The organism is Bacillus sp. JJ675, from assembly GCF_036963165.1.
In the GTDB taxonomy this organism is placed as follows: Bacteria; Bacillota; Bacilli; order Bacillales; family Bacillaceae; genus Bacillus; species Bacillus glycinifermentans.
Genome location: NZ_JBALMR010000011.1, coordinates 1 through 24692 on the forward strand (window position 1 = coordinate 1; position 24692 = coordinate 24692).

Here is a 24692-nt window from a genome sequence, read left to right on the forward strand (position 1 = left end):
TAAGATTCATTTTCATGGATACACAGGATTTATTCACCAATTCCTTTCCGTAAAGTGGTAAACTCTATACTGATTGTAACTTTAGTATTAGAGGAGAATGCCATGAAGACTCTTGATGTCCATGCGTTGCACCATGCAATTGATCAAACGCTGGAACAATTAAAAGACCAATCGAAAGAAATCGCAAACCTCAAAAAAAGCGTTGACGGCATCACATCACTTGATGATGCCTTAAAAGGTAAAGGCGGGGACGCCATTCGCGCCTTTTACGAAGAATGCCACACCCCGTTTCTACGATTTTATGAAACTTTCATTGAAGAATACCAATCGGCTTTGAAAAAAATCAAAAATGCATTGGATTCCTTTGAACCAAAACATGATGGATTTATTTCGCAAGCCTTTCTCGAACACGAGTTAGAACAAGGCTTGAACGCGGCTGATCGAACAACGAAACATTTGGTATCCAAAGCCAACGCGGCGATTTCAAAAGTCAGCCATATTGTTGATTTACCGGATTTGAATGACAATGATTTTCACGGACAGAATAGAAGAGCATTGAAAGACATCAATCAAACAATTGAGAAGCTACATACGTTTGACAGAGAACAGACAAACGCCCTCAAAACAGCTGAAAATGACCTTGGGACGATGCAGAGGTACATAACCAGGCTTGAAAAAATGTATACAGGTCCTAAAATTGAAATCACCAGCTATCAAAAAGGCTCGATTTTAAAGCCGGATAAGATGGATACTTTGAGCGGGAATCAAGAGACAGCGATGGGAGTCATGTTAGATAAACTTGATAAGAGATCAAAGCTTGAAAAAGAGATTAGCGAAGTTAGTGAACATGATATCAAAATTTCTAAGTTAAAGAAGAAGCTTGATGATTATGACTTTTCAACAGCTTCAGAGTTTTATGAGATTGCCAAGGAAATTGGATATGAAAATCTTTCCCCTTGGCAACAGCGGTATTTCAATGGAATTGAAGGCTCTCGTAATTTTGGCAACGCAATTAAAGGAAGCGGTGAAGGATTCAAAAATGCGGTTGTCGATACGGCAACAGGCATTTGGGACATGATCGTTCACGCAGACGAAACGATTGAGGGCATTAATTATACGATTCACCATCCTATAAAAGTATTCAATATTATGAAACAGGGAATTGAAGAGTCTTACGAGCGAGATGTAGTCAATGGCGATTCTTATACACAAGCCAGATGGTTTAGCTATGCTGCTGGAATGGTCGCGACATCGATTGTTGGTTCAAAAGGTGTCGATAAAGTAGGGAAAGTTGCCAAAGCGGGGAAAGTTGGACAGGTTGCCGCGAAAGCGACTAAAACTTCTAAAAAAGTAACGAGTAAAACGATTAAAGCATCGAAAGAAGCGGTGGAAAAAAGCGTTGCGTCTGTCAAAGAATCGATACAAAGGGTCGCTTCAAAAGTAAAAGGGATTCAAATACATAATCCTTTTGCACCTCAAGTTCAGTTGGTTGGTGGGGGGAAAGTACCTTATCATGCTATTGACGGGGAAAATTTTAAAAAGATGCTTATTCGGCGTATTGAGAAAGTTTTCGGGGACGAGAAAGGTGTTAAAAATTCAAGGAAGATTGATTATGATTTAGCGAAGGATTATATTAGAGATGTAGAGGCAAAAACCGGATTGAAAATTCACAAAAAACAAACTGAACAATTAAAAAGTGCTTTGAGAAACCACAAATTTGAAAAAATGACGCCCAAAGAAACTATGAAACATAGAAATAAGTTTAACAATGTAAAAGACAAGCTTATTAGTGAATGGGAGGAAAAAACAGGTCAAAAGTGGCCAAGATATAAAGAACAAGTATTTGATAAAAAAGGGAGAGTTGCTAGAGACATCGGACAACCTTATGATGCTCATCATATAATAGAAAATAATTTTGGGGGACCACATGAATGGTGGAATATACATCCTGCTAAATTTCCTGATGAGCATCAAGCAGGTATTCATGGTAAAGGTGCACCATCTAATAAATTATTTCCAAGGAGGTAAATGATAATGGGCAAATTTGATTTTGTTGTGAAAAATAATAATCATAAGTTTTATGAGTTAAAAGAAAACGATTTAACGGAAGCAGAAGAAAGACTTGGGTTTTCATTTCCTAAAGAACTCAGAGAATTTTATTTAGAGATTGGATACGGGTTTATAAAGGGGAATAACGAGAATGCAATAAACAGACTTTTGGATCCCGATACTATCGCAGATATCACTTTAAGGGAAGATATTTACGAATTTGATCCTGATTTAGACGGTATATACGAAGAAGAAGACAAGCTTGTTTTTTATGAGGTAAATGAAGGTGTATATTTAACACTTGACTTAAATGAAAACGAAAAGTCTCCAGTATTCTTCTTTGATACAAAAATAGCTGACTCCCTAGAGGAATTTATAAAAAAAGTTGATCAAGATGATCAATATTTTGCAGACATGGTAGATTAAATATTTTTTAGGAAACTTAACCTTGAGTGGCTATAGCCATTCAAGGCTTTTTATTTAGAGGGGAGTTATTATGATGGACTTTATTTATGTGGAAGTACTCAAGGATTCAAATCTTACTAAGTACATTTCGTTATTAAGAAAAACATCATCTAAACCTATTAAGGAACTAAAGCAGGCGATTGAATCAGGAAAACCTGTTATTGAATGTGATTACTATGACACAGAAGAATTGAAATCATTAGTAATCATTATAGAACAGTTACTCTCATTGGGAGCTAGCATTAAAATTTATGAAAATGATAGAGAAATAACTCTTGAGATGTTAAAGAACTTGATCGAAACCTATGAGGGTATTGCAAAAGACCGAGAAGAATTGGATGAGTTATTATTTGGTGATGATGATTAATACTTATTAAAGGATGAGTTGAAAATATAAATAGTATTCACTTTTTCTACCTTGATTGGCTTTTGGCCTTTCAAGGTTTTTTTGTTCCAATCCGAGAAAAATCCGACAAAAAGGGGGATAAAATGGGGGACTTTTTCTATTCCATTTTGTCATACGATAGAGACAAGAAAAACGAACGTGAATATTCAAGTCCTAGACGGAGAGCCTGCGGACGCTGATCTTTTGCACACGAATGTTGTGCAGCTGATTAACGGCCGCTTTTCTAATGGCCAGAACTGGAGACGCACCTATCCCTTATCAAGTGTGCACCGATGTATCGAATGATGATGAAGATCGTCAGTTTCACAGGAGGAGCGGTTGGAGACTATGCAGTATTGCGCACGATAGTCAGGGGGAATGCAAGCGGTGAGATCCCGGTTTTGCACAGGCAATCATTTTCACATGGCTTCTTTTAATCCTTGCGTCCTCTTGGAGATTTACTGGAGATATTTTAATCATATTCAATAACAACACTTTTGTTTTTTGCATTTTGAAGAAAATGAATAATCTCGCGAACTAATTCCACCATTTCTTTTTTAAAGCCATCTGATGTATCTAGTTTGTTAACATCAAAATTTTTCATTTGGTTTATGGTTAAGTGAACGTCTATCATCCAACGTGGGTCATCATACCACCCTTCTTGATAAAAATATTCTTTGATAATTCCTTCTTTTTCAATATTGTTGTCCAATAAAGAATCTAACAAAGTCTCAAAGTATCCATTCCAGATGACGAGCTTGTTTTCTCCATCAGATAAGACAAGTTCAGGTTCACCCTCAAAACCATCGTAAAATTTTGTATTTAACAACTCGATCAATCCTTACAATTCCTTTTTACGTCTTATGTCCTTCAATCCCTCGTTTTCCCTGATTTTAAAGAATTTTGTGGTTGTTGTCCATGAATGAAAAGAAAGAGGTTTGATAGTAACGACAGCAGGGGAGTTGCTCAATAATCTCCAGTCCATTATGTAATCTAAGAAATTCCTTGTAATCGTTTTTTCTTCAAAAAATGGATTTTTATTTGAAGTTGCATGTGGGTCTTTTTTTGCCTAAATCTGTTCAACCCTTACGGCATCCTGGTGAGATTGGCGTCATCGTTTGAATTCATTGAGGTGAACAGCCTTGATTCCATCTTTCGAGCTTGAGAAAACCGTGAAAGTATTTCTATAGGCGGCGCAAGTGCTTATCGGGAAAAGCAACGTTGCTTAGAACTGTTTTACGATATAAAATTGAAACTTTTCATTTTTTCAATCGTAGCTATAGTAATTTGAAAATGAAACTATAGGGAGTGAAAAATTGAAGATTGCACTATGGATTATAGCGGGTACAGTAATTTCTATTGGCTTGGTAATAGCAATCGGAATTTTGATGTTTCGGAGGGAAGTAAAAAAGTTAAATCCTGAATATATTGTACAGTTTGTCAAAGCAAAATCAGGAAGCAGAAATGTCTCATTGTCCATAAAGCACAACGATGAAAATTGGATAGATATTAACGGACATGAGCAACTTCCTCTGGCAAGTACCGTCAAAATCATCTTAGCAATTGAATATGCACAACAAGCAGCGGAAGGGAAAATTGACCCGCAAAAAGAAGTAAGGTTAAAGGAATTAGATACATTCTATATTCCGAAAACAGATGGTGGTGCACACGAAGCATGGATTTCTCAATTGAAAAAAGACAAAGAGACAGATAGTGTTCCATTATGTGAGATAGCAAATGGGATGATTGCTTACAGTTCTAATGCAAATACTGAATACTTAATTGAGGTGCTGGGCCTTCAAAACATAAATGATGTTCCAAAGAGCTTAGGTATCTTACATCACGAGCCTGTGTATCCCATTGTCAGCGCACTGTACATACCCGCCCAACTGATGAATGAAAAGAACTTATCGAAAAAAGAAGTGCTAGAAGTGATGAAAAACATGGACATGGATGAATACCGCAATAGAGCGATTGAAATTCATAACAGATGGCTGGGCCAACCGCTAACCGAACAAGAAAAAAAACAAATAAGCAAAACATTGGACATGGATTTTCAAAAAATTTGGTCTGATCGTTTGCCACGATCAACTGCTAGAGACTATGTATCTATTATGAAATAATAAACAGCAAAATACATTTTAATGCAAATGTATATAAATATCTTGATCCAGTCATGGAACAAATAATGAAAAAACCAAACAATCGTGAATGGCTTGTTCATGCGGGACAAAAGGGGGGATCTACTGCGTTTATTCTTACAATTGCAATGTATGCGACAGATAAAGAACGAAATCAGACAGAAATCGCATTTTTTGCAAACGATTTAAATACATTAGAGATAGCAAGACTTTCTCGAAATATGAATGGTTTTCAGCTGAAATTTTTAAAAGATTCGAAATTCCGCACACATATCAAAAAAGAATTATCCAGTTTGGATTTGTAAAATAGTTAAAGGTCAATTTCATATAAGGAAATTGGCTTTTTTAATTGAAATGCCTGCTGTATAAATTTCCGAAATGAGAGATATACAAACGTTAACGGCTTATAGCGTTGAAGAATAAGCGCCTTAATCTTAAGAATTACTAACTTGTCATTTGCGCGAGAAAATAATTCCTTGCCTACGATTGCCGCCGTCCGACAAGCAAGGGTTTACACATTTGGAAGATATGGAATTGTTATCCTGAACATATTTAGATTATAATGGAAAAACAGAGGATAGCCTCATCTGTCTCAAAAAGATGGTCTATACTCAAAACCAAATATTGAAAGGGGAATGTTTGATATGAAGTCTAACATGAAGATTGGCTTAGGGGTTCTTATTATTGGACTCAGCTTTCTTTGTCATGTGTCCACCGATAAAGTGGATGTAGCTTCAAGAAACATAACAAGCGCACACAGTCACTATTTCTTTGCTTAATCAAAAAATATAAATTTTTCATTTCTTCTTGGAGCCGTTTTTAACGGCTTTTTGTATGCACATGAAAATACCCTCTTCAATTTTACATGTATAATAATCCCTTAAACCTTTGATATGCAAAGGTTTTCCCCATCAGCCCATTCCATTTCGAGCTTGATTGTTGTATCTTGCTATATCAAAGTGTGTTCGAAACGCTGAAATGAAAGGGTTTCCCGTTTTTCTTGATCACTTAAAATCATACTTTATTATGGGAGCAAATTGACGTGCTCAGGCAGCATCATAGATGTCCATTAGATGGTTCCCCGATGTTTTAAGTTGCCGTCTTTCATGATGTTCATTTTCTTAATTATGAGTTTACAGGAACTTTTGTTCTGGGTCGAATTAGAATAACGAAGCAGCTTTTAGAAGTGTGGAAAGCACTTAAGATAAATTTTAAGATAAAAGAAAAGACTCTCAATGGCTTTCTTTTCTTTAATTTATGTGTCATAGTACCGATATAATAATTAAGTAGAATTGAAAGAGTGATGCCCGATGTTATCCATAGGAGATACCATAACAATAGAATTTGAAAACGAAAATCAAGAAAATATCATTGCGAAAAGCAAAGTGTCATCCATTGAGGAAAATGTTTTAAGAGTGCATTATCCTGTTGATGTAGAGACAGGGAGAACCATTATTATACCAACAAATACAATTGCTATGATTCACTTTGTGAATAAGCAACAGGACCTATACAAATTCACCAGTGTAATACAAGGGCGAGATATATGCAACGATATACCTATATTGAATATATGCTTGCCTGAAGAGGATCAAATGATAAGAATTCAAAGGCGGCAATTTTTTAGAGTAAATGCAACGATTCCTGTCACTGTTCGTCCATATGGATCCGGTTCAATGTTTAAAACATATACAGCAAATATCAGTGCTGGAGGCGCTGCATTAATTATTGAAGAGACGCAAAAACACAAACCGGAAGAGGATTTGAATTTAAGTATCTCTTTACCAAATAAGGGGCATGATGAAACTGTGATTGACGTTCATGCTCAAGTCAAACGCACTTATCTTGATCGTAGAACAAACAAACTGATCATGACAGTCGAATTTATCATGATGAATGAGCATGATAAACAAACACTTGTACAATATTGCATAAAATGCCAATTGATAGAAAGAAGAAAACTTAGCTCTGAATAAATATTAAGTTTCTTCCATTATATAAATAGTTTTTAGATAAGCTTATCGTGTGCAGACAACGGCAAAAAATCGTCAAGATAGAGTATGTTAACCCTCCAAAAGTTGAGGAAGACAGTGATCTGCCCAGGCCCTCTTAATTTTAAGAGGGCTTTTTCTTTCTCGATTATTTACCTGTTCTGTTGTCTGAACATGTTATTAAATTGATCTTCGCAAAACATGGCAAAGCAATGATCAACATCTGCCCTTGCCAGTTTATCTTTATGTAGCTTGGACTGATTTTCCATCGACAAATGCATATGTTGATCATCTTCCGTCAATAAAGACGTTAAGAACCGTTACTTCGTTATGAAGTTACTTCTGTATGATCTGAATAAGGTTTCCGCATGTATCGTCAAAGACAGCTATTGTGACTTCGCCCATTTTTGTCGGCTCCATAGTAAACTTCACGCCGTTTTCCAATAATCGTTCGTACTCTTTGCGAATATCTGCAACGCCAAACATTGTTGCCGGGATGCCTTCGGCAAACAACCTGTTTTGATAGTCTTTGGCGGCAGGATGTTCATTCGGTTCGAGTAAAAGCTCTGTTCCGTCTTGATCATCGGGAGAAACAAGCGTTATCCACCTATATGCTCCGCTGGGAACGTCATGCTTTTTTGCAAAGCCCAGCGTTTTTGTATAAAACTCTAATGCTTTGTCTTGATCTTGAACAAATATGCTGGTAATAATGATTTTCATCATGTTTTGGCCTCCTTTGATATTTGCGATGGATGGATCTCTTCTTACACTATGGCTGTAAGAAGAAAAGCTCATACATTCGTGGTTCGTTATTAAATCAATCTACCCATCCTTTCAGCAATTTTCAAGTGGTTCGTTGTTATATAAGTACTCAATATTTTTCGTCTTGATTTAAAGCCTTGCATCTTAAGCCGCCGGAGCGAATGCCAAGTGCTTTGAAAATTCATTTTTGTCCCAATTCATCTATCGAGTATCTGCAACTTCATGGCTGTTTCTAGCGAAGCAACTGTATGGTTCCGTCATAAAGGAACCGTATCATGCCATCTTAACAAGTTAAAGTCACATTTATAGTAGTTTGAACCAGAAGTCGTTCGCGGCATCCAATCACCCGGCGGGATAAGATTTTGGCAACGGGACGTGCAGGGAAGGGAGATGAACATAAACTATAATAATTGGATAGAAATGATTAAAGTGCTGAAGGACTTTTCATAAAGGGATTGGACTGATATATAATTTGCATGAATAGAGGGGTGCATTAAACTTATTCACGAGTTGAATCAAATTTTTGCTGAAAGTGTGGGAGTCAGCCCGGTCATAGAACACAACTTTCATTGTGACTTGGGGATCAATACTTAAAGCCAGATTTACTTTGTGTTTTTGGAATAGTTAATCTTTGATGAAAGGACAGTCATTTTTACTGTTGATGTTAATCAAAAACGGAACGAACTTGAAAGGTAAGTTGGTTCCGTTAGAATGACTAGTCCAAATTTTGATCGATTGTCCCTTCAAAATAGTCATCACTGACCTGTTCATGAGTTTCAGCCAATCCTTTTTCCAATTGCGTGGTTCCTTTATAATCCGAAGTGTTGAAGTGTTTTCCAGCCAGATCCGTTGTGCGATCTATGTTTTCTTTGCTATGAGTTTGTGTTTCAGTGTTTACATTCTCTGTCTTAGCGCTGCCATCTAAAGACTGCTGAAAATCATATTCACTGTCTGATGAAGAAAATCTTTTGTAATCATTCGGTCTGTCTGCTCCGTTTTTTTGAGTCATGTTACTCACTCCATATTATTGAAATTTTAGTTTGTCAGATGGGATTGAGGCACATCTGCTTTAAAAGCTGTTTCGGTCTTATGGTCATTTTTTATACTTGAATTTTACTCAATGGGTTTCACTCCTTTACAAAATGGAAATATCAACTCTTCTTATTCTGTCTGTTCAGAAGGTATTCATTCGTTTTTTTCGTTGACTCGTTCCCGTTCGTCAAGAGAGCAGGCGGGCGTATATAATCCGCTAATTGGATGAACATGACCGGAAAGGTCTCCGGGTTTTTCCTGAACTTGAGGAATGGCCGCAGGATGAAATGAAAGAGGCCTCTCTGAACATTGATTGCCCAATCAAACGAGCAGGGGATTTGGTTATTTAGTCTGACCGTATTGTATTGATGCCGTTTGTTCAAATTTCAACTGGCGGAAATGTACAGTCATACTTGCAAGGGCCTTTTCTTATAGAGGTTATGGTTTTTAAGAAGTCTGTTATTTGTTTATCGAATAGCTGGATATCGAATATAGTTATTTTTTTATTCTAAACGCTGTAATAAAATATTTCTTATAAGAGTGGTGTAAAGTACTTTTATTCTTTTTTATGAACGGAAAGAACATGGAGGGAACGACGGTGATGAGTAAACGGGGAAAACAAATCAAAATTCCGGCAATTTATATGAGAGGCGGAACAAGCAAGGGCGTTTTTTTTCTTAAAGAAGATTTGCCTGCTGATCCATCTGAACGTGATAAAGTTTTACTGCGTGTAATAGGCAGTCCGGATCCTTACGGTCAGCAGATCGATGGCATGGGTGGTGCCACATCGAGTACGAGCAAGGTGGTTATTGTTAGTAAGAGCAATCGTCCTGGATGTGATGTAGACTACCTATTCGGACAGGTGGCCATAGGACAGCCGTTGGTTGACTGGAGTGGAAATTGCGGGAATCTTACTTCAGCTGTAGGTCCTTTTTCGATATATCGGGGTCTGGCAGATGCCCCTCAGGATGGCATGGCTGCCGTGAATATCTGGCAGGAAAATATCGGGAAGAAGATCGTGGCGCATTCCCGATGAAGGACGGAGAGGTTCAAGAGCTTGGAGATTTCGTACTGGACGGGGTCACTTTCCCTGCAGCTGAAATAAAGCTTGAATTTCTTGATCCGGGTGCCGATGGGGGAAACATGTTTCCGACCGGGAATCCGATCGATATTATTCATGTCCCAGGTGTAGGAGAGGTGGAGGCCACTTTAATCAATGCTGGAAATCCTGCCATCTTTGTTTCGGCATCCTCGATGGGATTAACGGGAGCTGAACGGCAAGGTGATATCAACGGTGATGCCGATCTATTGGCGCGTTTTGAAGCGATTCGGGCGCATGGCGCGGTGATTATGAATCTGGCCGAAAGCGTGGAGTACGCAATGGCCAAGCGACAGCACACGCCGAAAATTGCGTTTTTTGGAAAGCCGGCTAGTTACACAACATCCGATGGAAAAGAAATACGTGAAGAGGATATCGATATCTTGGCACGGATCCTTTCCATGGGCAAGCTTCATCATGCCATGACCGGAACAGGCGCTGTAGCAATTGCTGCCGCAGCTGTGATACCTGGAACGATCGTCAGCAGAATTTTAGGAGGTACGAGGGCTGAGCTTCGCTTTGGTCATCCATCCGGTATTTTGAAAGTGGGGGCAGAAGCTGCTCATGATCATGCAGGATGGGTGGTGACAAAAGTTTCCATGATCCGAAGCGCTCGAAGATTAATGGAGGGTTCGGTTTTGATACCGAATCATGAATAGCAGTTCATAAAAGGGCTGCATGGATGGCAGCCCTTACGTTTATACTCAGTTATTTGGAAATGACTGAATCTAAGTATTTGATCGTCGCTTCTTTGTCGCCAGAAATCGATGATTCCCGTTGTTGATCTTTGAGCAGCTTTACCTTGGCTTTTTTTAGTGTTGCTTCTTTTAATTCCATCGGAACCACAACAACGCCGTCTGCATCTCCGACAATAATGTCACCGGGTTTCACTGAAACACCCCCGCAAGAAATTGGAACATTTAATTCGCCTACACCCGCTTTACCGCTTGCAGCGACAGTTGTCCCTTTACAAAAAACAGGAAAATCCAATTCCTTTATCCCCTTCATATCCCGGATGACTCCATCCGCAACAATGCCGCCTAATTCCAGTGTTTTGGCCATGCCGACGACAAAATCTCCTGCGATTGCTCTGTATTCATCGCCTTTGGCATCAATTACAAGAATATCACCAGGTTTTGCTGTTCTAATGGCTTTAAGTACGGCTGCATTATCACCAACGGGCATCTTTACCGTAAAAGCTCTTCCGCTAAGGATGTATTCTTCTTTTAGCGGCTTAATGCTCGGATGCATCACAAATGCTGAAAGAGAACGATGAACTAAATAACCGAATATTGGAGACTGCTCTATCTCTGTTTAATGAGCACGGAATTGAACACGTAAGTATGCATAAAATCGCTAAAACGGCAGAGGTCGGACAAGCAACTCTTTATCGCCGCTATGCGAATAAAAGCAAATTATGCATTGCTTTAATGGAGAAGAAATTTAGCCGCCATCAGCTTGAGTTACAGACTTACCTCAAAAATAAAAGGGATCAACCAGTTTATGAACGTTTACTATATTTGCTTGTACAGCTCAACCTTATCGTTGGGGAGCATTTAGATTGGATGAGGATGTTAACGACATCTGGAACGCTTGAAGAAACGAGCAGAGATGTCTATAGCACCTGTTATTATAAGAAAAACCATCAACTGATTTATGAATTATTAGAAGAGGCAAAGAGCAAAGGAGAAACGAACATTACTGACATAAGATTGACCTCTTTTATGTTAGCTTCTCCGATTTCTCCGGAATTAATGTTTTATTTACATGATATGGGTTATTCCCTTAGGGAGATTGCTGAAAATTTCGCTAAAATACAACTCGATCCGTTATTCGCAGAGAACGGTGGCACAGCATTAAGGATATGAAAAAATTTTGATGTCAGATATCCGTTTAACAGTCTTCTGCCGCCAAGCACGCAAGAAAGGATTAGGATAAGATTGGCAATAAGTATGCGATTCCGTTTCCGTATCTTTGCTGATCGGCTTTCTCTTCAACAGTTGAAGAACTTTTTTATAGAGTTTGGCTTCAGACCCGCTTGGAAATATGGTTTGGACCGTGGCCGGCTATCTTCCTTACATCCTTTGGGCAAGCTGGCACATGGTGCTTCAGGGCAATGGTCAAGGGATTGTCGATGCTGCAGCAGTAATAGCTAACCACGGTGTCACAGGTATTCAATTAATACCGAGTTCCAAACAATCCAAAAAGGCGATGATCAAAATAAAGGTGTTCCCATGTTTTGTTATGTTTATAAATGATGCCGTGTTAATTATCTTTTTTTCTGATCGGGTCTTATAAGGCGGGTGCTCCATATGTGCGGCTTGTAAAAGTTAGGACTCATCTGACTATCAGTGAGTTCTATTTTTATATTTTGGGAGGCCGGTTAGTAGAATATGGTTGTCACTCATGTTAGTATATATATGGTTATTTCTTGGCTGCAAGTAAAAAGACGTCAATAAATTTAGGAACTTTTTTTAGTAGGTGAAGAGCATGGCGAAAAAAATGGCAAAAACAAATGCAGTTCGTTTGATTGAACAGCAAGACATCTCCTATGAGCTATTAGGTTACAAAACAGAAGCCGGGCAACCGGTAGATGGCATCACTGTTTCTGAAAAAATTGGTTATTCTTGCGAGTATGTATATAAAACCTTGGTTGCAACGGCAGGAGCCAAGCATTATTACGTCTTTGTTGTACCCGTTGCAGAGGAGTTAGATTTAAAAAAGGCGGCAAAGGTAATAGGCGAGAAGAAACTGGAAATGGTTGCTATGAAGGAACTTCTGGGGTTAACCGGCTATGTCAGAGGCGGCTGCTCGCCGATTGGCATGAAAAAATGGTTTCCGACATATATTGATGCAAGCGCAGAATCGCTTGATTTTATGATTGTCAGTGCAGGGAAAATCGGCATGCAGCTAAAATTAGCTCCACAAGATTTAGCCGAAGCATGCCATGCAAAATTTGCAGCAGTCGTTTAATCAAATAACCATTCCCTTAAAATACGACTTCATACATATTGAATATACTTGTTCAGATGGCTCACCTTCCTTGACAGGGCAGAGCTTTTTTGACCATAAATTTTTCAAAACGTCTTGAAAAAACATAAAAATAAGAATAGATTAGGAATAGATGATATATAAGGCGAATTTTGATTATGAAGCGTGAGACGCTGTCTGTTTCGCGCTTTTTTGTTTGAAAGATAAAACGGAATAGGGGCAATCTGCTCGACGCCTAGGAGGATAGAATAACAGCAGGTCAACTGTTTAGGAGGTTTTAAAATGGATAGTAAACGGCGCGCTAAGCGATTTATCATGTCATTGGTGGTTGCCGGAATCACTTTCACAGGAATGTTTGTCTTAACGGGTAAAGCCGAGGCTGCTTGGTCAGGCTGGCAAACCAGGAGCGGATACACCGCAAAAGTGTATACAAATGCCGCGGCTTATACGACAAAAGACCACTCTATTAAATGGAGAATCAAGAAGAGAGGCAATAAAAAGCTTTATTATAAAGCTTATATCTGCAAATGGATAAACCGCGGCTTATATAGCGCGGGGAGTGTGTCGGGATCATTTAAATCCACCACCCCAATCAAAACATTTAAAGTGAAATCGGTCAGAAATAAGCTGGGCAGCGGAACGTATATCGTCCGCGTATTCGTTTTCAAAGACTCCAAAAAGAAAAAAATAATCGGAAGCTTTAACTCTAAAAAAATTCGGATTACAGAAGGGATTTAAATAAGGGGCTTCCCTCTGACTGAGAGAGAAGAATGGTGAATGACATTTTTGTCATACGATAGAGACATAGAAAATGAATGTGAATTCCAAGAGGGACAGCATGTGGCCGCTTATCTTTTGCACATGATTTGTGCAGATGACAGGCGGCCGCTTTTTTAATGGACAGATCCCCATCATATTTGCTTGTTTTGCAAATTGTTAAACCAAAATAAATATTTTAAAGCCGAGGAAAACAGAGCTGCCATTGGAAAGACGGAACGTCCGCCATTAGTATAAAGTCTTATTATAGCAGGAATATGGATAAAGACTTCTTGTTGCCAGATGAAGCTCATGCATACGGCCGGTGAATTCCGACTCTGCCAAAATTGCGTGGCCCGATGCTGGAGACGCTAAGAGAAAGGATTGTTACTTTGAGAAATTAAATGATTTTTTGAACAAACGTATCAAAACATGTTTTTCGCAGTCTCAAATTAGTATCATCATGGTATGAAGTGACCGTTTTAACAGAACTCTTCATTGTAGATACTACATGTATCAAGGGATGGCTCAAACGCAATTTTGGAAATAGACGTTCTCTTTGAACTTTTGCGCGGCTCAAGGGAAGTCTATTTTTCTTTCTTAAACAACACGGCAATTAACATGCCGAACGCAATCATTAAAGAGATTGTTTCGAATTTGTCATGTGCACCGCCCCCTTTTCAGAGGGGATAAGGCAACATCCCTTAAGTGAACCGAAACTTCGCAAAATGAATATTTTACCATATCACCCACAAAACCGAGGGTGTTTTTTATTATCCGAAGAAAAATGTTTAGTAGAAGGTGCATATTAATATGATTCACATATTTAATGTTTTAAAATGGTAGATAAGGGGATGGTTTACTGGATTTAAGATCGATCCCCAAGCTTTTACTCTTTTAAGAAAGGGGAAGCCGCCATGCAAAAAACACTTTTTCGAGGTGCAGCGATCGTCACCCTTGATCCGAAGCTTAAAAATATCGAAAAAGGGGACATGCTGATTGAAGGTTCAACGATTGTGGATGTGGCCGAATCAATCCAAGCTTCCGATGCAGAGGTGATCGATGCCTCAAATATGGTGATCATGCCGGGACTTGTCGATACGCACCGGCACGTATGGGAGTCCGTCATTCGGGGAATCGGCGCCGACTGGTCGCTGCAAACCTATTTAAACCGGATTTATTATGGGAATTACGGAGCGATGCGCAGGTCTGAGGATGATTGGATTGCAAATTATTCGGGAGCGCTCGAGGCGCTGGATGCAGGCGTGACCACCTTGCTTGACTGGACGATGATCGAATCGCCTGATCACACGGATCAGCTGATTGCCGGTCTGAAGGAAGCCGGGATCCGCGCGGTATTCGCCTTTGGAACGTCAGGCGATGCGGCATATTGGGACAGAGACAGCACCCTTTCCAACATGGATGAAGCAGAACGGGTGAAAAAAGCCTACTTTCAGTCAAACGATCAGCTTTTGACCATGGGGCTTGCGATTCGCGGTCCTGAGTTCTCATCATGGGATACATCGGTTTTTGAAATCAAAACGGCCCGGACGCTCGATGTTGTATGCAGCATGCACATCGCTTTCGGCAATTGGGGAGCGAAAGACCGTTCAATTGAAAAACTGCATCAAGCCGGCCTGCTCGGTCCTGACTTGAACATGGTGCATGTTAATGCCATTAGTGAAGAGGAGATGAAAATGCTGGCGGCGCACGGAAGCTCAATTTCCGTTACGCCGGAAATTGAGATGATGATGGGACACGGCTATCCAGTCACTGGACTTGCTCTGGAACACGGAGTGCCCCCAACCCTCGGCGTTGATGTTGTCACATCAACGGGGGGAGATTTATTTGCCCAAATGAAATTCGCCCTTCAGGCAGAGCGCGCCAAACAAAACGAAACACTGCTTAAAGAAGGGATCATGCCGGGGCCCGAATTAGGCATATTCGCCGAACAAATTCTAAAAGCGGCAACGATTGACGGCGCGCGGGCCTTAATGCTGGATCATAAAATCGGCTCGCTCACACCAGGCAAAGAAGCCGATTTCATCATGGTAAAAACGGACAGCCTCAATTTGCTTCCGCTTTCTGATGTCATAGGGGCTATCGTTCAGTGCGCACATCCCGGCAATATAGACTCCGTATATGTTGCAGGAAAGGCGGTAAAGCGAAATGGAAAATTGGTTGGAGTCGATCTTGATGACGTGAAAAAAAGAGCAGTGGCGGCTCGCGATCATATACTATCCCGCACTTCTGAAGCCGCTTTTTAAAATAAGACAAAACACAGCCCTTCCTAAAAGAAGGGCTGCATCATTTTTATATCATTCTTACATATTGTCTTTTCTCTTCATCTTGAATGACGACTCCAAGTTTTTCCAGATCTTTGCGCAAGATTTTTGCCTCATCATGATTATTGTTTTGTATGGCTCTCTCCCTTGCCAGCAAAAGAGCATTTACATGTGGGGGGAAGTCGGGATGATCCTCAACCCAGCGCTGATACTGATCTTTAAAAGGGTCTTGTTCTGTCCAATGATAACCGTGATTTTTAAAGGCTTCTGCAACATGTGAATTCTTAGAATCAATTTGTTCACGATACAATTCATTTTGATCAACACCGAGAATAACGAGATGCTTATTCTCAATATAAACTGCATAAATGTCTTTTTTCTCAATGATTTCTTCTTTTTCTTTAAATCTTAATCTCACGTTTTGTTCGGAAATGTAGACTTCAAGAATTTCGTTGAAAACATAATGAGAAAAGAACAAACCGGCAATGATGCCCAATACAGCAGCAATAACCGATACCCATAAGTGATTGAATGTAACAATCAATTCGATAGGTCCTTTAAAAGGAACGAAAGGAATGGTCAAAGCCCAATCTGCAATAGCAGGAAAAAACCACCCAAGAGCGGCCCCGAAAACGGCCGGAATGAGTAAAATGAATGCTTTCTCCAGTTTTGACGGTCCAATATACGTTTCCTGAGTCAATATCATTTCCTTCCTTTCATGGCATGACGAACGGCGAGTTCCCATGTTTCTTCAACATTCATTTCAACGCCCAGCATCATAAAGTTGCTTACATTATCAAGGACAAGCGCGAGGATATGTGCATTCCCTTTCGTATGTTGGGAAGATACGACGCCGAGTTCAACGCCGTAAGAAAGCAAAGAGTCAAATCCTTCCAGGAAGTGCTGCATCATTGCTTTCAGTTTTTCTTCATATTTTGGTCTGCACACTGCGCTTAAAACAAACTCATGCACCACTTTCAAAGCAGGGGAGCTGTTTTTATATTCTTCTACATAGCGCAGTCCATCTGCTACTAAACGTTTCTCAAAGTTTTCTTTCGTGTACTCATCGATCGGAAAATAAGCAGAGAAATGATGCTCATCAAATATTAAGTGAAAAAGGTGATCGATCAAATGTTCTTTGGACGGAAAATAATGATAGATCGCCGGTTTTGAAATGCCCACCTTTGCTGCAATCATCGATAAGCTCGTACCCTGCAGTCCATGCATGGAAATAAGAGTGAACGCCGCTTCAACAATCGCCTCTTTTGTTTTGCTTTCCTTTTTCAATAAAATCAGCCCTTTTTACAATCTATATATTTAATTTTACTTACCGGTAAGTAAAAAAACAAGGGAGGATATTTAAGGAATATCGAAAGAATTTGGCGGGATTCGCATGAAAAAGCGCAAATGTCCTCAACATCAATAAAACCCTTCTTTGCAGAGAAGGGTCAATTTGATATTACATTTTTTTAGGCATATACATCGTAAATTTGCCGTTTGCCGCCAGGCTGTTCAGCATGTACAGGCAGGATCCGTAATAATCGTCAGGAATATAGGCGCTGTTAAACGCATTGGCAAACCCTGTCCTTAATGAGGCATCGCTTGCTGCAGTCGCGCCGCCTGCATTGGCCGCGACCAGACCCATCGCACTGCCTTTTTTAACGGCCGTTCCATTCAGCATATATTCATGGGCCGTTCTCCCGTAGTTTTCCCGTTTCATAAACGTCAAGAACTTGTTAACCGCTTTTTGCTCGCTGGCGCGATATGCGTTATCTGCCGAGGACCACAGCGTATAATCCATGGCGACATGAGACACCGTCCGCCAGGCATCATAGCTGAAATTGCGGTCTGTTTCCGTTGAGGAATGCGCGGCGTCGCTTACACCGTCGAAGCCGGCTTCATCTGGGAAAAGGCCGGTGGCTGCATTGTTAACGGTTGATCCGTTATGTAGTACGCTTTTAAACGTCGTTTCAGACAAGTATTTTCGGGACTTGTTTGCCGCGTCTTTCCAAAAATACTGTTGGCTGCTTCTGGCACTTTTAGCAAATAGCTCGAAAAAAGCCGGCACATGATACGAAGGATCCGTCCAATTGACATAAGGGCCGAATCGAACCATCGCATAGCGCGGATCATTGCCGTTTTTAATAAAAATCCTTGATTCCTTGCTGGCGTTTGCGTATTCACCGTCACCGGCCAAGGCGTCAAGCATGTCCTGGGCACGCGCTTTGTAATCATACGGGTATTGTTTATCTCCCCAGCGGCCGGATGCCATCATGAGGGCTGCAGCAAACCAGACTTCGCCGTCAGATGCTACGTTCTGATCAATTGTTTGCACGTCAGAGCCGTTCGTTTTCATATGCCAGCGATGATAGCCGTACAAGCTGTCATTTTTGTCGGTATGGCGCATATATTTGCGGACGAAATCCCACAGCCTTTGGAATTTATACTCATCATTCATTTGCAGAGCGATCATCATCCCGTAGCTCATGCCTTCCGTTTTGACGCTGTAGTAGCCATTGCCAAGGTCATCGTCCAACGTCGAAGCGATGTAAGCCGAACCGTCTCTCATATAATGAAACAGTGAGCCGCCTTTCCCATCGCCTTTTGCATCAAAATATTTTTTGTAAGCCTGGTTCAAATTTGTTTTGCCGGTTGTACCGAGAATATCCGGAGTCCTGGAATGTACGGATGCCACGGCTGTTTGGGCAAAAGCTGCAGAAGAACATGTTAAACAAACAAAGACAGTCGCGATCCATTTTAAACATTTACGCTTCATTTCATCTCACCTTTCTAAAATTTGTCATGATGACAGACTAATATTAATTAATAGGGCTGGGAGTGTATAGATGATATTGAACTATTTTGGTTGGGCCGAAATGATTGATTTTACTCGGAGGGGCGAGGCGGCATAAAATTGAATGGGGGAGCGGAGTTGGTGATACAAACGAATAGAAATTACTATTGTAGGAGATACAAAAGTAGTAATAAATATTGAAGAAGTAGCGGTGTTTGTTGAAGAAATACAAAACACTACAAATAAAAAAGTCGCCCATAAATGAGCAGCTTATCTTGCCTTCCTTTTAGTCCAGGTTCTTTCGCCTTGCTTAAATCTTCCTTGCCGTCATAAGTTAATAAGATTTATAAAAATAATGAACGTTTGGATTGTTTTTATAAATTACCCGATCCAAAAATTTTCTTGCCAAAACATTTATCTCGCCCTTGGAAAATTTTAAAGAGAGAGGGGAGATACAGGTGCTAAATTCCTCTTATTTCTTGATAACCCATGTTATACTGAAAACCTAAATTGTTTCCTTACTGTATAAGCAAAACGAGAGGGGAAATAAACAGAAGTGTTTTACATATTTATGTTACTTTATATAATCGCGGGTACTTTTACTTAATTTTTTAAATGATTTAAGCAATGTCGTTTTAACTGTTTTGTTTACTATTTTCATTGGGGCGCTAGTGATTTATAGAATTGTTGAACGAAGCAAAAGGTAATGGGGGGAAATTCCTGATGAATGGTGAATGATGCAGTTCTTCACTCATAAATGAGTGAACCGAAAAAGAGAGCTACTTTCTTGCCTGTCTTACTATCCCATGAAAACAGAGAAAGAAGTAGATCCAGCAAACCCACTACGAGTTCCAGTACCCACATCACTTGTCACCTCATCGTAAATATCGGCAAATATGTTACCTTCATTAACCTGACTTCTTGGTGCTATTCCATTGAGACAGAGACATGACATAGAATAAAGAAACAATAGAATCAATGATAAATAATGTCCCAACCATCAGTTTTGTCAGTGTTCTCATATTACATCTTTTAGTCGTATAAGAGAGTATAAAAGAAAGTTATTTACAATGATAGGAATTTCATAAGATTTTAAAGAAAATTTAAGCTGATAAGCATCGTTTATAACAAATCTGTAAGGGAGGTCGTATAGAGAAAGAAAAGGGCTGAAATGAGCTATGGACTAAACTTTAAAAAAATGAATGGATAGTCTTGGGTGGTGACAAAAAAACAAAGTATTCATTAGGAAAATTAACTCAATTATTCGAATTTTTATGTAAATCCATAAAGAAACATGTTAGGGTTAATGTGTTTAAAAATTTTAAATAATTATCCCGAAGGATATAGTTTTATTTTGCGTATATGTAAAAATTTAAGATTCTCCGGTTGTAATCAAATATGCACCGAGAATCAATTGCTAAACGGGGTGAACTTAATGAACAACAAGAAAATTATTTTTGATATTGTGATGTACATTATTTTCGGTGTAATAGGTCTTTATTTAGTATCAAAAACTGATTTTGGAACTGGAGTATTTGTGTTTATTGCAATTTTATACCTCGCTGCAATTGCTTATAAAGTAAAGCAAGTATTTAGTAATTCTGATTCGTAAAGTGTAATATGAGGAGGGAATTACAAGAAAAGTAAGGATGCCTGACACATTTTATAAGTTATGATTTATACTCGAAGTGATTTTGTTCTATTCAAAAGCAAAACCCCCTCTAGGGAAGGGATCTTGATTTTGAATAAAAGAGGGATTTTAACGTACAACCTCGCATCTGCAAAAATAACTCTACAAATATCTACACGTATAGTACTGGAGTTGACACCTTCATAATCTCGCCATCCCTTATAAAAAAACGGGGGATGCGGCGGCTTAATGTAGAGACGATTTCATAGTTAATCGTGTTAAGCATTTCAGCGACTTCATCAACGGAAATCTCGGCTCCTTTTTGCTTACCGTAAATCACGACTTCTTCTCCTTGTTTACCTTCACCGTTCTCTCCTAAACTGACCATGATCATATCCATTGTTACTCTTCCCGCCACTGGCACTCGTTTTCCGCGATGAAGAACAAATCCGCGATTGGAAAGGGCACGGGAATAGCCGTCAGCATAGCCGATCGGGAGCGTAGCAATTACTTCATTAGGTTCTGCGACATATGTAGCACCATAGCTGACGGTTCGGGGTTCTGTCCGCATGGTTTTCACATAAGCGATGCGCGCCTTTAAACTTAATGCAGGCTCAAGCTTAACAAGGCCTAGCTGCTTGATATATGTTGAAGGATATAACCCATATAAGCCTATACCTAAACGAATCATATCAGCGCTAAACTCCGGGAAAGCGATGGCTGCAGCCGTGTTGCACATATGGACGGTGGGCAGCTCAATGCCCTGTTTTTTTAAAAAGCTGAGAAAACTGATAAATTTTTCGTGCTGCAGTTTGGTGAGTGTTGTGTCCGGTTCATCAGCTGTTGAAAAATGTGTAAAGATCCCTGTCCACTTGAGGAATTCGCTTGCCTTTAGCGCTTTCACTACTGCTAAAAGTTCTTCTTTAGTGCGTACACCTAATCGGCCCATGCCGGTATCCACGTTAATATGAACAGCCAGCCGGTTAGCGCTCGCTTCTTTTTCCAATATCTCGTTTGCTTCTTTAATCCAATCAACCTGAAATGCTGATAATGTTATATTCCAAGCCGCTGACTTCTTCACACAACTAAGGGATGTAAAACCAAGTACAAGGATAGGCGCTGTAATTCCCGCTTTTCGTAAAACGATTCCTTCCTCCACACTGGCTACAGCAAGCTCACTCGCCCCGTGTTCCAGTGCATGGCGCGCCACTTCTACCGACCCGTGACCATAAGCGTTCGCTTTTACAACGGCCATAATTTTGCTCTTATTTGGAATATGGTGGCGAATCGCTCGTAAATTTTTTTTATCGCATCAAGATTGACTTCGATCCAAACTTCTCGGCAAAGCTTATTCATCAACGATTCCTTCCTTCCTATAAAATAGTAAAACTCACTGACATCAATGGTAGGGTCTCTCTTAATCTAATTTTTATTCAACTTTAGCTGAAATCATTCAACAGTAAACCCATGATATATGAGAGGATCTCATCGATGCCCTGTAATATGACTGAAAAAACATCTGAGCAAAAATCATCAGCCTAAGTTGATGTGTTCGTTATTCATTAGCCTTCATATGAAAATAGCTAGAAGGCCGCGGGTAAAGTTTATTGGTAACATCTATTGTGAATCATGCATGAGGGAGGCTTCTTGCAAAAACAATCTTTTCTAAGTCGTACGCTGTTATGTCCGGCTTTGGTTCCGAAACGATGTAACCGTTGTTTTCAGCGATGCATACGATCCGATAGCGGCATAGCCGTAGAAACCGCCCATAAAGATACCGGCTATGAGGCTGTGCCGATGGCTGATGCAGACAGATATAATCAAACCGAGAGCCAGGGAAACTGTAGGCACATACTTTTTTGGAACCTTTAAAAAGATTTTGATGAGCTGTGTTATGAAGATGATAATTGGTACCGCTGTAACAGCATCCCATACATTCGTATGTATAATCGGGAAATCCATAAAAAGCACCACCTCACGAAATAGTATTCCTTTTTGAACAGGAAATATTTCAATTTTTCCGCTGGGACGGCCGACAGTATATATTTTTTTTCCGGTGTCCAGACTGGTTGTAGTGTCTATCCAAAAGATGGGGTGAAACCTGTGAACGAATATATCGATCTCATTATTCGGGCGGTTATTGCTTTTGCGATTTTATTGGCGGGATCAAAACTGCTAGGGAAACAAACGATTTCGCAAATGAATATTTTCGATTTCATCGCATCGATCACGCTCGGAGCGATTACCGCGAATTTGACTTTCAATTCCAATATTAAAATCCACCACCATGTAATAGCTTTTTTTATGTTTGTGGGCGTCATTTTGGCGACAGCGTACATCTCGATGTGGAGCCAAAAAAGCCGGACGTTTTTTGCGGGTGATCCGACAGTGGTGATTCAAAACGGAAAAATTCTCGAAAAAAATATGCGCAGCATGCGCTACACCGCGGACTATCTGAATCAGCAGCTCAGGGAAAAAGATATTTTCAATATTGAAGAAGTGCTCTTTGCCATTATCGAGACTAACGGCGAATTAACCGTACTAAAAAAACCGCAGTTCCGGCAGGTGACAAAACAGGATTTATGGCTTTCGGCTGCACCTGAATCGAAGCTTCCGATCGAATTGATCATGGACCGGAAAATTAAGAAGGACAATATGAAAGAAAATCAGCTTACCGAATCATGGCTCATGTCTGAACTGCAAAAACAAAACACCGCATTGGAAGAAGTATTTTACGCAGTCTTATTGCCTAATGGAAAAGTTTATATCGATACATACAAAGACCATATCCAATTCCCGGTTGATAAAGAGTAAGGTTACATCCCTAGCTGGTTTCTTTCGGCCCGATACGGTCATCATTATGGTAAAATGGTACTCGTGTGAAAAAAGCAAATGAATGAATCGGCGGAGAATATCGTGTCTTCCGCCGATTCCCCGTTTCGCTGATCATGCCGAAAGGTCTGTTTAGAAAGGATGGAATCACATTGAAAGCTGCGTATTATCGCTACATCATGCTTTTGCTTCTCTGTTTGACCGCAGGGATAGTAGATGTAATAGGGTACTTAAGCATCGGCCACGTCTTTACCGCCAACATGACTGGGAATATCGTACTGCTCGGACTGGCCCTCGGAAACTCTCTCCAAAAAACCGCCATGTATTCTCTCATCGCATTGCTCGGCTTCATCATCGGCGTAATCATTGCGTCTTTGATAGCCGGTAAACAGGAAAAATCCTTCTGGCCGTCATCCGTAACGACAGCGCTAATTGTCGAGGGGGGCGTTTTGCTTCTGTTTGCATGTCTGTCATCATTGCAAACGTCAGCAGACATATTGATTATACTGCTCAGCATTGCGATGGGGCTTCAGACAACTGCGGCTAGAAAGCTCGGTATCGCCGGTATTTCAACAACTGTCTTAACCGGGACGCTGGCCAACTTTTTCGAAGATATAAGCGGACGGTTTTTTAGCAAAAAAAAGCAAAACATTTTACATACAGATGCACTGCTCCGCGCTTTAACGATCGTGCTGTATTGTCTCGGAGCCGTCATTGCTGCGGTTGCCGAACCGGCTTATTCATTTGCGGTGGTATGGATTCCGATCGTCATCATTCTCTGGATCGTTATCACAGCGGGAATCAAGTTTAGAGGGGTTTGAAAATAAACATGCTTTGTACGGGATGAAGCCGGCCGAGGTTGCCCCGAAAAGCCACACCAAGAGGGAAGGGGCTTTTCGGGACTTCACAGATGACAAAACATAAACGATCATACCTTTTGATTATCGATTGTGATGGCGGCCTTGTTGCGCTTGTCATCATTTATGCCTCAATATCAAACTGAAAACGTCGAGCAACACATTGACACCATTCGTTTATTAACGCGGCCTATTCCTGTATTACCGTCAATTCTCCGGTGCCGTAAATAAGTGTGACGGTCTTCCCGTTCTTTTCGTACGTTCCAGCAAGGCCCGTTTGTTCGAGATGATGCCAGCCCTGCTCCGCGATTTTCATCAGGTAAACCGGGCTCGGACCGTTTTCTTCTTTAGCCGGAAAGTAGGTATATGCAACCGCTATTTTCCCCTTCTCGTATTCGTTCGTTTCCTTGATTTTGGCGAACAATGGTACTGGGAATGCCGATTCAGCGGCGGAACTTTTAAAACTGTAAAATAGAAACAAGCCGAGCGATAATAATATAAACATCCACAAAAACAGCGTTTTTTTCATCATTCTATCTCCTTCCACCATATATAGTCGAAAGAATAAAAATAAAGATACATAGATGCACAATTCTTGATTTGGTATATAATGAGAACATCCT

The 24692-nt window shown here is 40.2% G+C and carries 24 protein-coding genes and 3 pseudogenes; 16 read left to right on the forward strand and 11 right to left on the reverse strand.

The window, feature by feature from the left end; all coding sequences use genetic code 11:
* Positions 1-102: 102 nt before the first annotated feature.
* The 3 genes from V7126_RS03525 (at position 103) to V7126_RS03535 (ending at position 2881) form a co-directional block, all read left to right on the forward strand.
* Positions 103-2028, forward strand: a complete 1926-nt coding sequence (locus V7126_RS03525; protein WP_065894522.1) for a ribonuclease YeeF family protein — start codon at positions 103-105, stop codon at positions 2026-2028.
* 6 nt (positions 2029-2034) lie between these two features.
* Complete coding sequence (locus V7126_RS03530; protein WP_046132461.1) at positions 2035-2475, forward strand: SMI1/KNR4 family protein; 441 nt, start codon at positions 2035-2037, stop codon at positions 2473-2475.
* A gap of 70 nt (positions 2476-2545) precedes the next feature.
* Positions 2546-2881 carry a hypothetical protein gene (locus V7126_RS03535; protein ID WP_236809866.1) on the forward strand — a complete coding sequence of 112 codons (336 nt, stop codon included), beginning with the start codon at positions 2546-2548 and terminating at the stop codon, positions 2879-2881.
* Positions 2882-3371: 490 nt separating this feature from the next.
* Here V7126_RS03535 and V7126_RS03540 read toward each other — a convergent pair whose 3' ends face one another.
* Complete coding sequence (locus V7126_RS03540) at positions 3372-3728, reverse strand: hypothetical protein (protein ID WP_046132498.1); 357 nt, start codon at positions 3726-3728, stop codon at positions 3372-3374.
* A gap of 487 nt (positions 3729-4215) precedes the next feature.
* Here V7126_RS03540 and V7126_RS03545 point away from each other — a divergent pair, with 487 nt between their 5' ends.
* From V7126_RS03545 to V7126_RS03555, 3 genes are all read left to right on the forward strand, one after another.
* The gene (locus V7126_RS03545) at positions 4216-5022 is read left to right on the forward strand and encodes a serine hydrolase (protein ID WP_231947456.1); all 807 of its coding nucleotides are present in this window, start codon (positions 4216-4218) and stop codon (positions 5020-5022) included.
* Positions 5023-5087: 65 nt separating this feature from the next.
* Positions 5088-5345, forward strand: a complete 258-nt coding sequence (locus V7126_RS03550) for a hypothetical protein (RefSeq protein WP_231947457.1) — start codon at positions 5088-5090, stop codon at positions 5343-5345.
* A gap of 1005 nt (positions 5346-6350) precedes the next feature.
* Positions 6351-7016 carry a flagellar brake protein gene (locus V7126_RS03555; RefSeq protein WP_046132462.1) on the forward strand — a complete coding sequence of 222 codons (666 nt, stop codon included), beginning with the start codon at positions 6351-6353 and terminating at the stop codon, positions 7014-7016.
* A 351-nt stretch (positions 7017-7367) separates the two neighbouring features.
* Here V7126_RS03555 and V7126_RS03560 read toward each other — a convergent pair whose 3' ends face one another.
* Positions 7368-7751, reverse strand: coding sequence for a VOC family protein (locus V7126_RS03560; RefSeq protein ID WP_046132499.1), 384 nt, complete (start codon positions 7749-7751; stop codon positions 7368-7370).
* A gap of 757 nt (positions 7752-8508) precedes the next feature.
* Positions 8509-8802 (reverse strand): YozQ family protein, encoded by a 294-nt coding sequence (locus V7126_RS03565; RefSeq protein ID WP_065894524.1) that lies wholly within the window; start codon positions 8800-8802, stop codon positions 8509-8511.
* A 624-nt stretch (positions 8803-9426) separates the two neighbouring features.
* On the opposite strand from V7126_RS03565, the gene V7126_RS03575 reads away from it, so the two are divergent.
* Both V7126_RS03575 and V7126_RS03580 read left to right on the forward strand, forming a co-directional pair.
* Entirely contained in the window at positions 9427-9861 is a 435-nt protein-coding gene (locus V7126_RS03575; RefSeq protein WP_269082058.1) for a PrpF domain-containing protein, read from the forward strand.
* On the forward strand, positions 9858-10583 hold the full coding sequence (locus V7126_RS03580; RefSeq protein WP_269082059.1) for a PrpF domain-containing protein: 726 nt from the start codon (positions 9858-9860) through the stop codon (positions 10581-10583). Before V7126_RS03575 ends, V7126_RS03580 begins: the two co-directional genes overlap by 4 nt.
* Before the next feature lie 49 nt (positions 10584-10632).
* On the opposite strand, the gene V7126_RS03585 is transcribed toward V7126_RS03580, so the two are convergent.
* The gene (locus tag V7126_RS03585) at positions 10633-11175 is read right to left on the reverse strand and encodes an RraA family protein (RefSeq protein ID WP_231947458.1); all 543 of its coding nucleotides are present in this window, start codon (positions 11173-11175) and stop codon (positions 10633-10635) included.
* Between the two features lie 5 nt (positions 11176-11180).
* Here V7126_RS03585 and V7126_RS03590 point away from each other — a divergent pair, with 5 nt between their 5' ends.
* From V7126_RS03590 to V7126_RS03605, 4 genes and pseudogenes are all read left to right on the forward strand, one after another.
* Positions 11181-11792 (forward strand): TetR/AcrR family transcriptional regulator, encoded by a 612-nt coding sequence (locus V7126_RS03590; RefSeq protein WP_046132464.1) that lies wholly within the window; start codon positions 11181-11183, stop codon positions 11790-11792.
* A gap of 164 nt (positions 11793-11956) precedes the next feature.
* A pseudogene (locus V7126_RS24030) lies at positions 11957-12073 on the forward strand (hypothetical protein); the annotation flags it as partial.
* Positions 12074-12414: 341 nt separating this feature from the next.
* The gene (gene ybaK / locus V7126_RS03600) at positions 12415-12897 is read left to right on the forward strand and encodes a Cys-tRNA(Pro) deacylase (RefSeq protein ID WP_046132466.1); all 483 of its coding nucleotides are present in this window, start codon (positions 12415-12417) and stop codon (positions 12895-12897) included.
* Positions 12898-13197: 300 nt separating this feature from the next.
* Positions 13198-13653, forward strand: a complete 456-nt coding sequence (locus tag V7126_RS03605) for a hypothetical protein (protein WP_052948559.1) — start codon at positions 13198-13200, stop codon at positions 13651-13653.
* Positions 13654-14258: 605 nt separating this feature from the next.
* Here V7126_RS03605 and V7126_RS03610 read toward each other — a convergent pair.
* Positions 14259-14327, reverse strand: a pseudogene (locus tag V7126_RS03610) (putative holin-like toxin); the annotation flags it as partial.
* Positions 14328-14588: 261 nt separating this feature from the next.
* Between V7126_RS03610 and V7126_RS03615 the strand changes: the two are divergent.
* Positions 14589-15938 carry an amidohydrolase family protein gene (locus V7126_RS03615; RefSeq protein WP_046132467.1) on the forward strand — a complete coding sequence of 450 codons (1350 nt, stop codon included), beginning with the start codon at positions 14589-14591 and terminating at the stop codon, positions 15936-15938.
* A gap of 46 nt (positions 15939-15984) precedes the next feature.
* Here V7126_RS03615 and V7126_RS03620 read toward each other — a convergent pair whose 3' ends face one another.
* The 3 genes from V7126_RS03620 to V7126_RS03630 all read right to left on the reverse strand — a co-directional run bounded on the left by V7126_RS03620 (position 15985) and on the right by V7126_RS03630 (position 18732).
* The gene (locus tag V7126_RS03620; protein ID WP_335496747.1) at positions 15985-16662 is read right to left on the reverse strand and encodes a YqeB family protein; all 678 of its coding nucleotides are present in this window, start codon (positions 16660-16662) and stop codon (positions 15985-15987) included.
* A complete protein-coding gene (locus V7126_RS03625; protein WP_046132469.1) occupies positions 16659-17243 on the reverse strand; it encodes a TetR/AcrR family transcriptional regulator in 585 nt (194 codons plus the stop codon). The genes V7126_RS03620 and V7126_RS03625 overlap by 4 nt, the downstream gene beginning before the upstream one ends.
* Positions 17244-17415: 172 nt before the next feature.
* A complete protein-coding gene (locus V7126_RS03630; RefSeq protein WP_335496734.1) occupies positions 17416-18732 on the reverse strand; it encodes a glycosyl hydrolase family 8 in 1317 nt (438 codons plus the stop codon).
* Between the two features lie 1453 nt (positions 18733-20185).
* Here V7126_RS03630 and V7126_RS03635 point away from each other — a divergent pair.
* Complete coding sequence (locus V7126_RS03635; RefSeq protein ID WP_046132471.1) at positions 20186-20362, forward strand: hypothetical protein; 177 nt, start codon at positions 20186-20188, stop codon at positions 20360-20362.
* Positions 20363-20552: 190 nt separating this feature from the next.
* Here the strand turns inward: V7126_RS03635 and alr are convergent.
* Positions 20553-21736, reverse strand: a pseudogene (gene alr, locus V7126_RS03640) (alanine racemase).
* 324 nt (positions 21737-22060) lie between these two features.
* Positions 22061-22342, reverse strand: a complete 282-nt coding sequence (locus V7126_RS03645) for a hypothetical protein (RefSeq protein WP_046132472.1) — start codon at positions 22340-22342, stop codon at positions 22061-22063.
* A 141-nt stretch (positions 22343-22483) separates the two neighbouring features.
* On the opposite strand from V7126_RS03645, the gene V7126_RS03650 reads away from it, so the two are divergent.
* Both V7126_RS03650 and V7126_RS03655 read left to right on the forward strand, forming a co-directional pair.
* Positions 22484-23194 carry a DUF421 domain-containing protein gene (locus tag V7126_RS03650; protein ID WP_046132473.1) on the forward strand — a complete coding sequence of 237 codons (711 nt, stop codon included), beginning with the start codon at positions 22484-22486 and terminating at the stop codon, positions 23192-23194.
* Positions 23195-23364: 170 nt separating this feature from the next.
* Positions 23365-24033: a YoaK family protein gene (locus V7126_RS03655; RefSeq protein WP_046132474.1), complete on the forward strand. Its 669-nt coding sequence runs from the start codon at positions 23365-23367 to the stop codon at positions 24031-24033.
* Positions 24034-24259: 226 nt separating this feature from the next.
* On the opposite strand, the gene V7126_RS03660 is transcribed toward V7126_RS03655, so the two are convergent.
* The gene (locus V7126_RS03660; RefSeq protein ID WP_046132475.1) at positions 24260-24598 is read right to left on the reverse strand and encodes a hypothetical protein; all 339 of its coding nucleotides are present in this window, start codon (positions 24596-24598) and stop codon (positions 24260-24262) included.
* Positions 24599-24692: the final 94 nt, after the last annotated feature.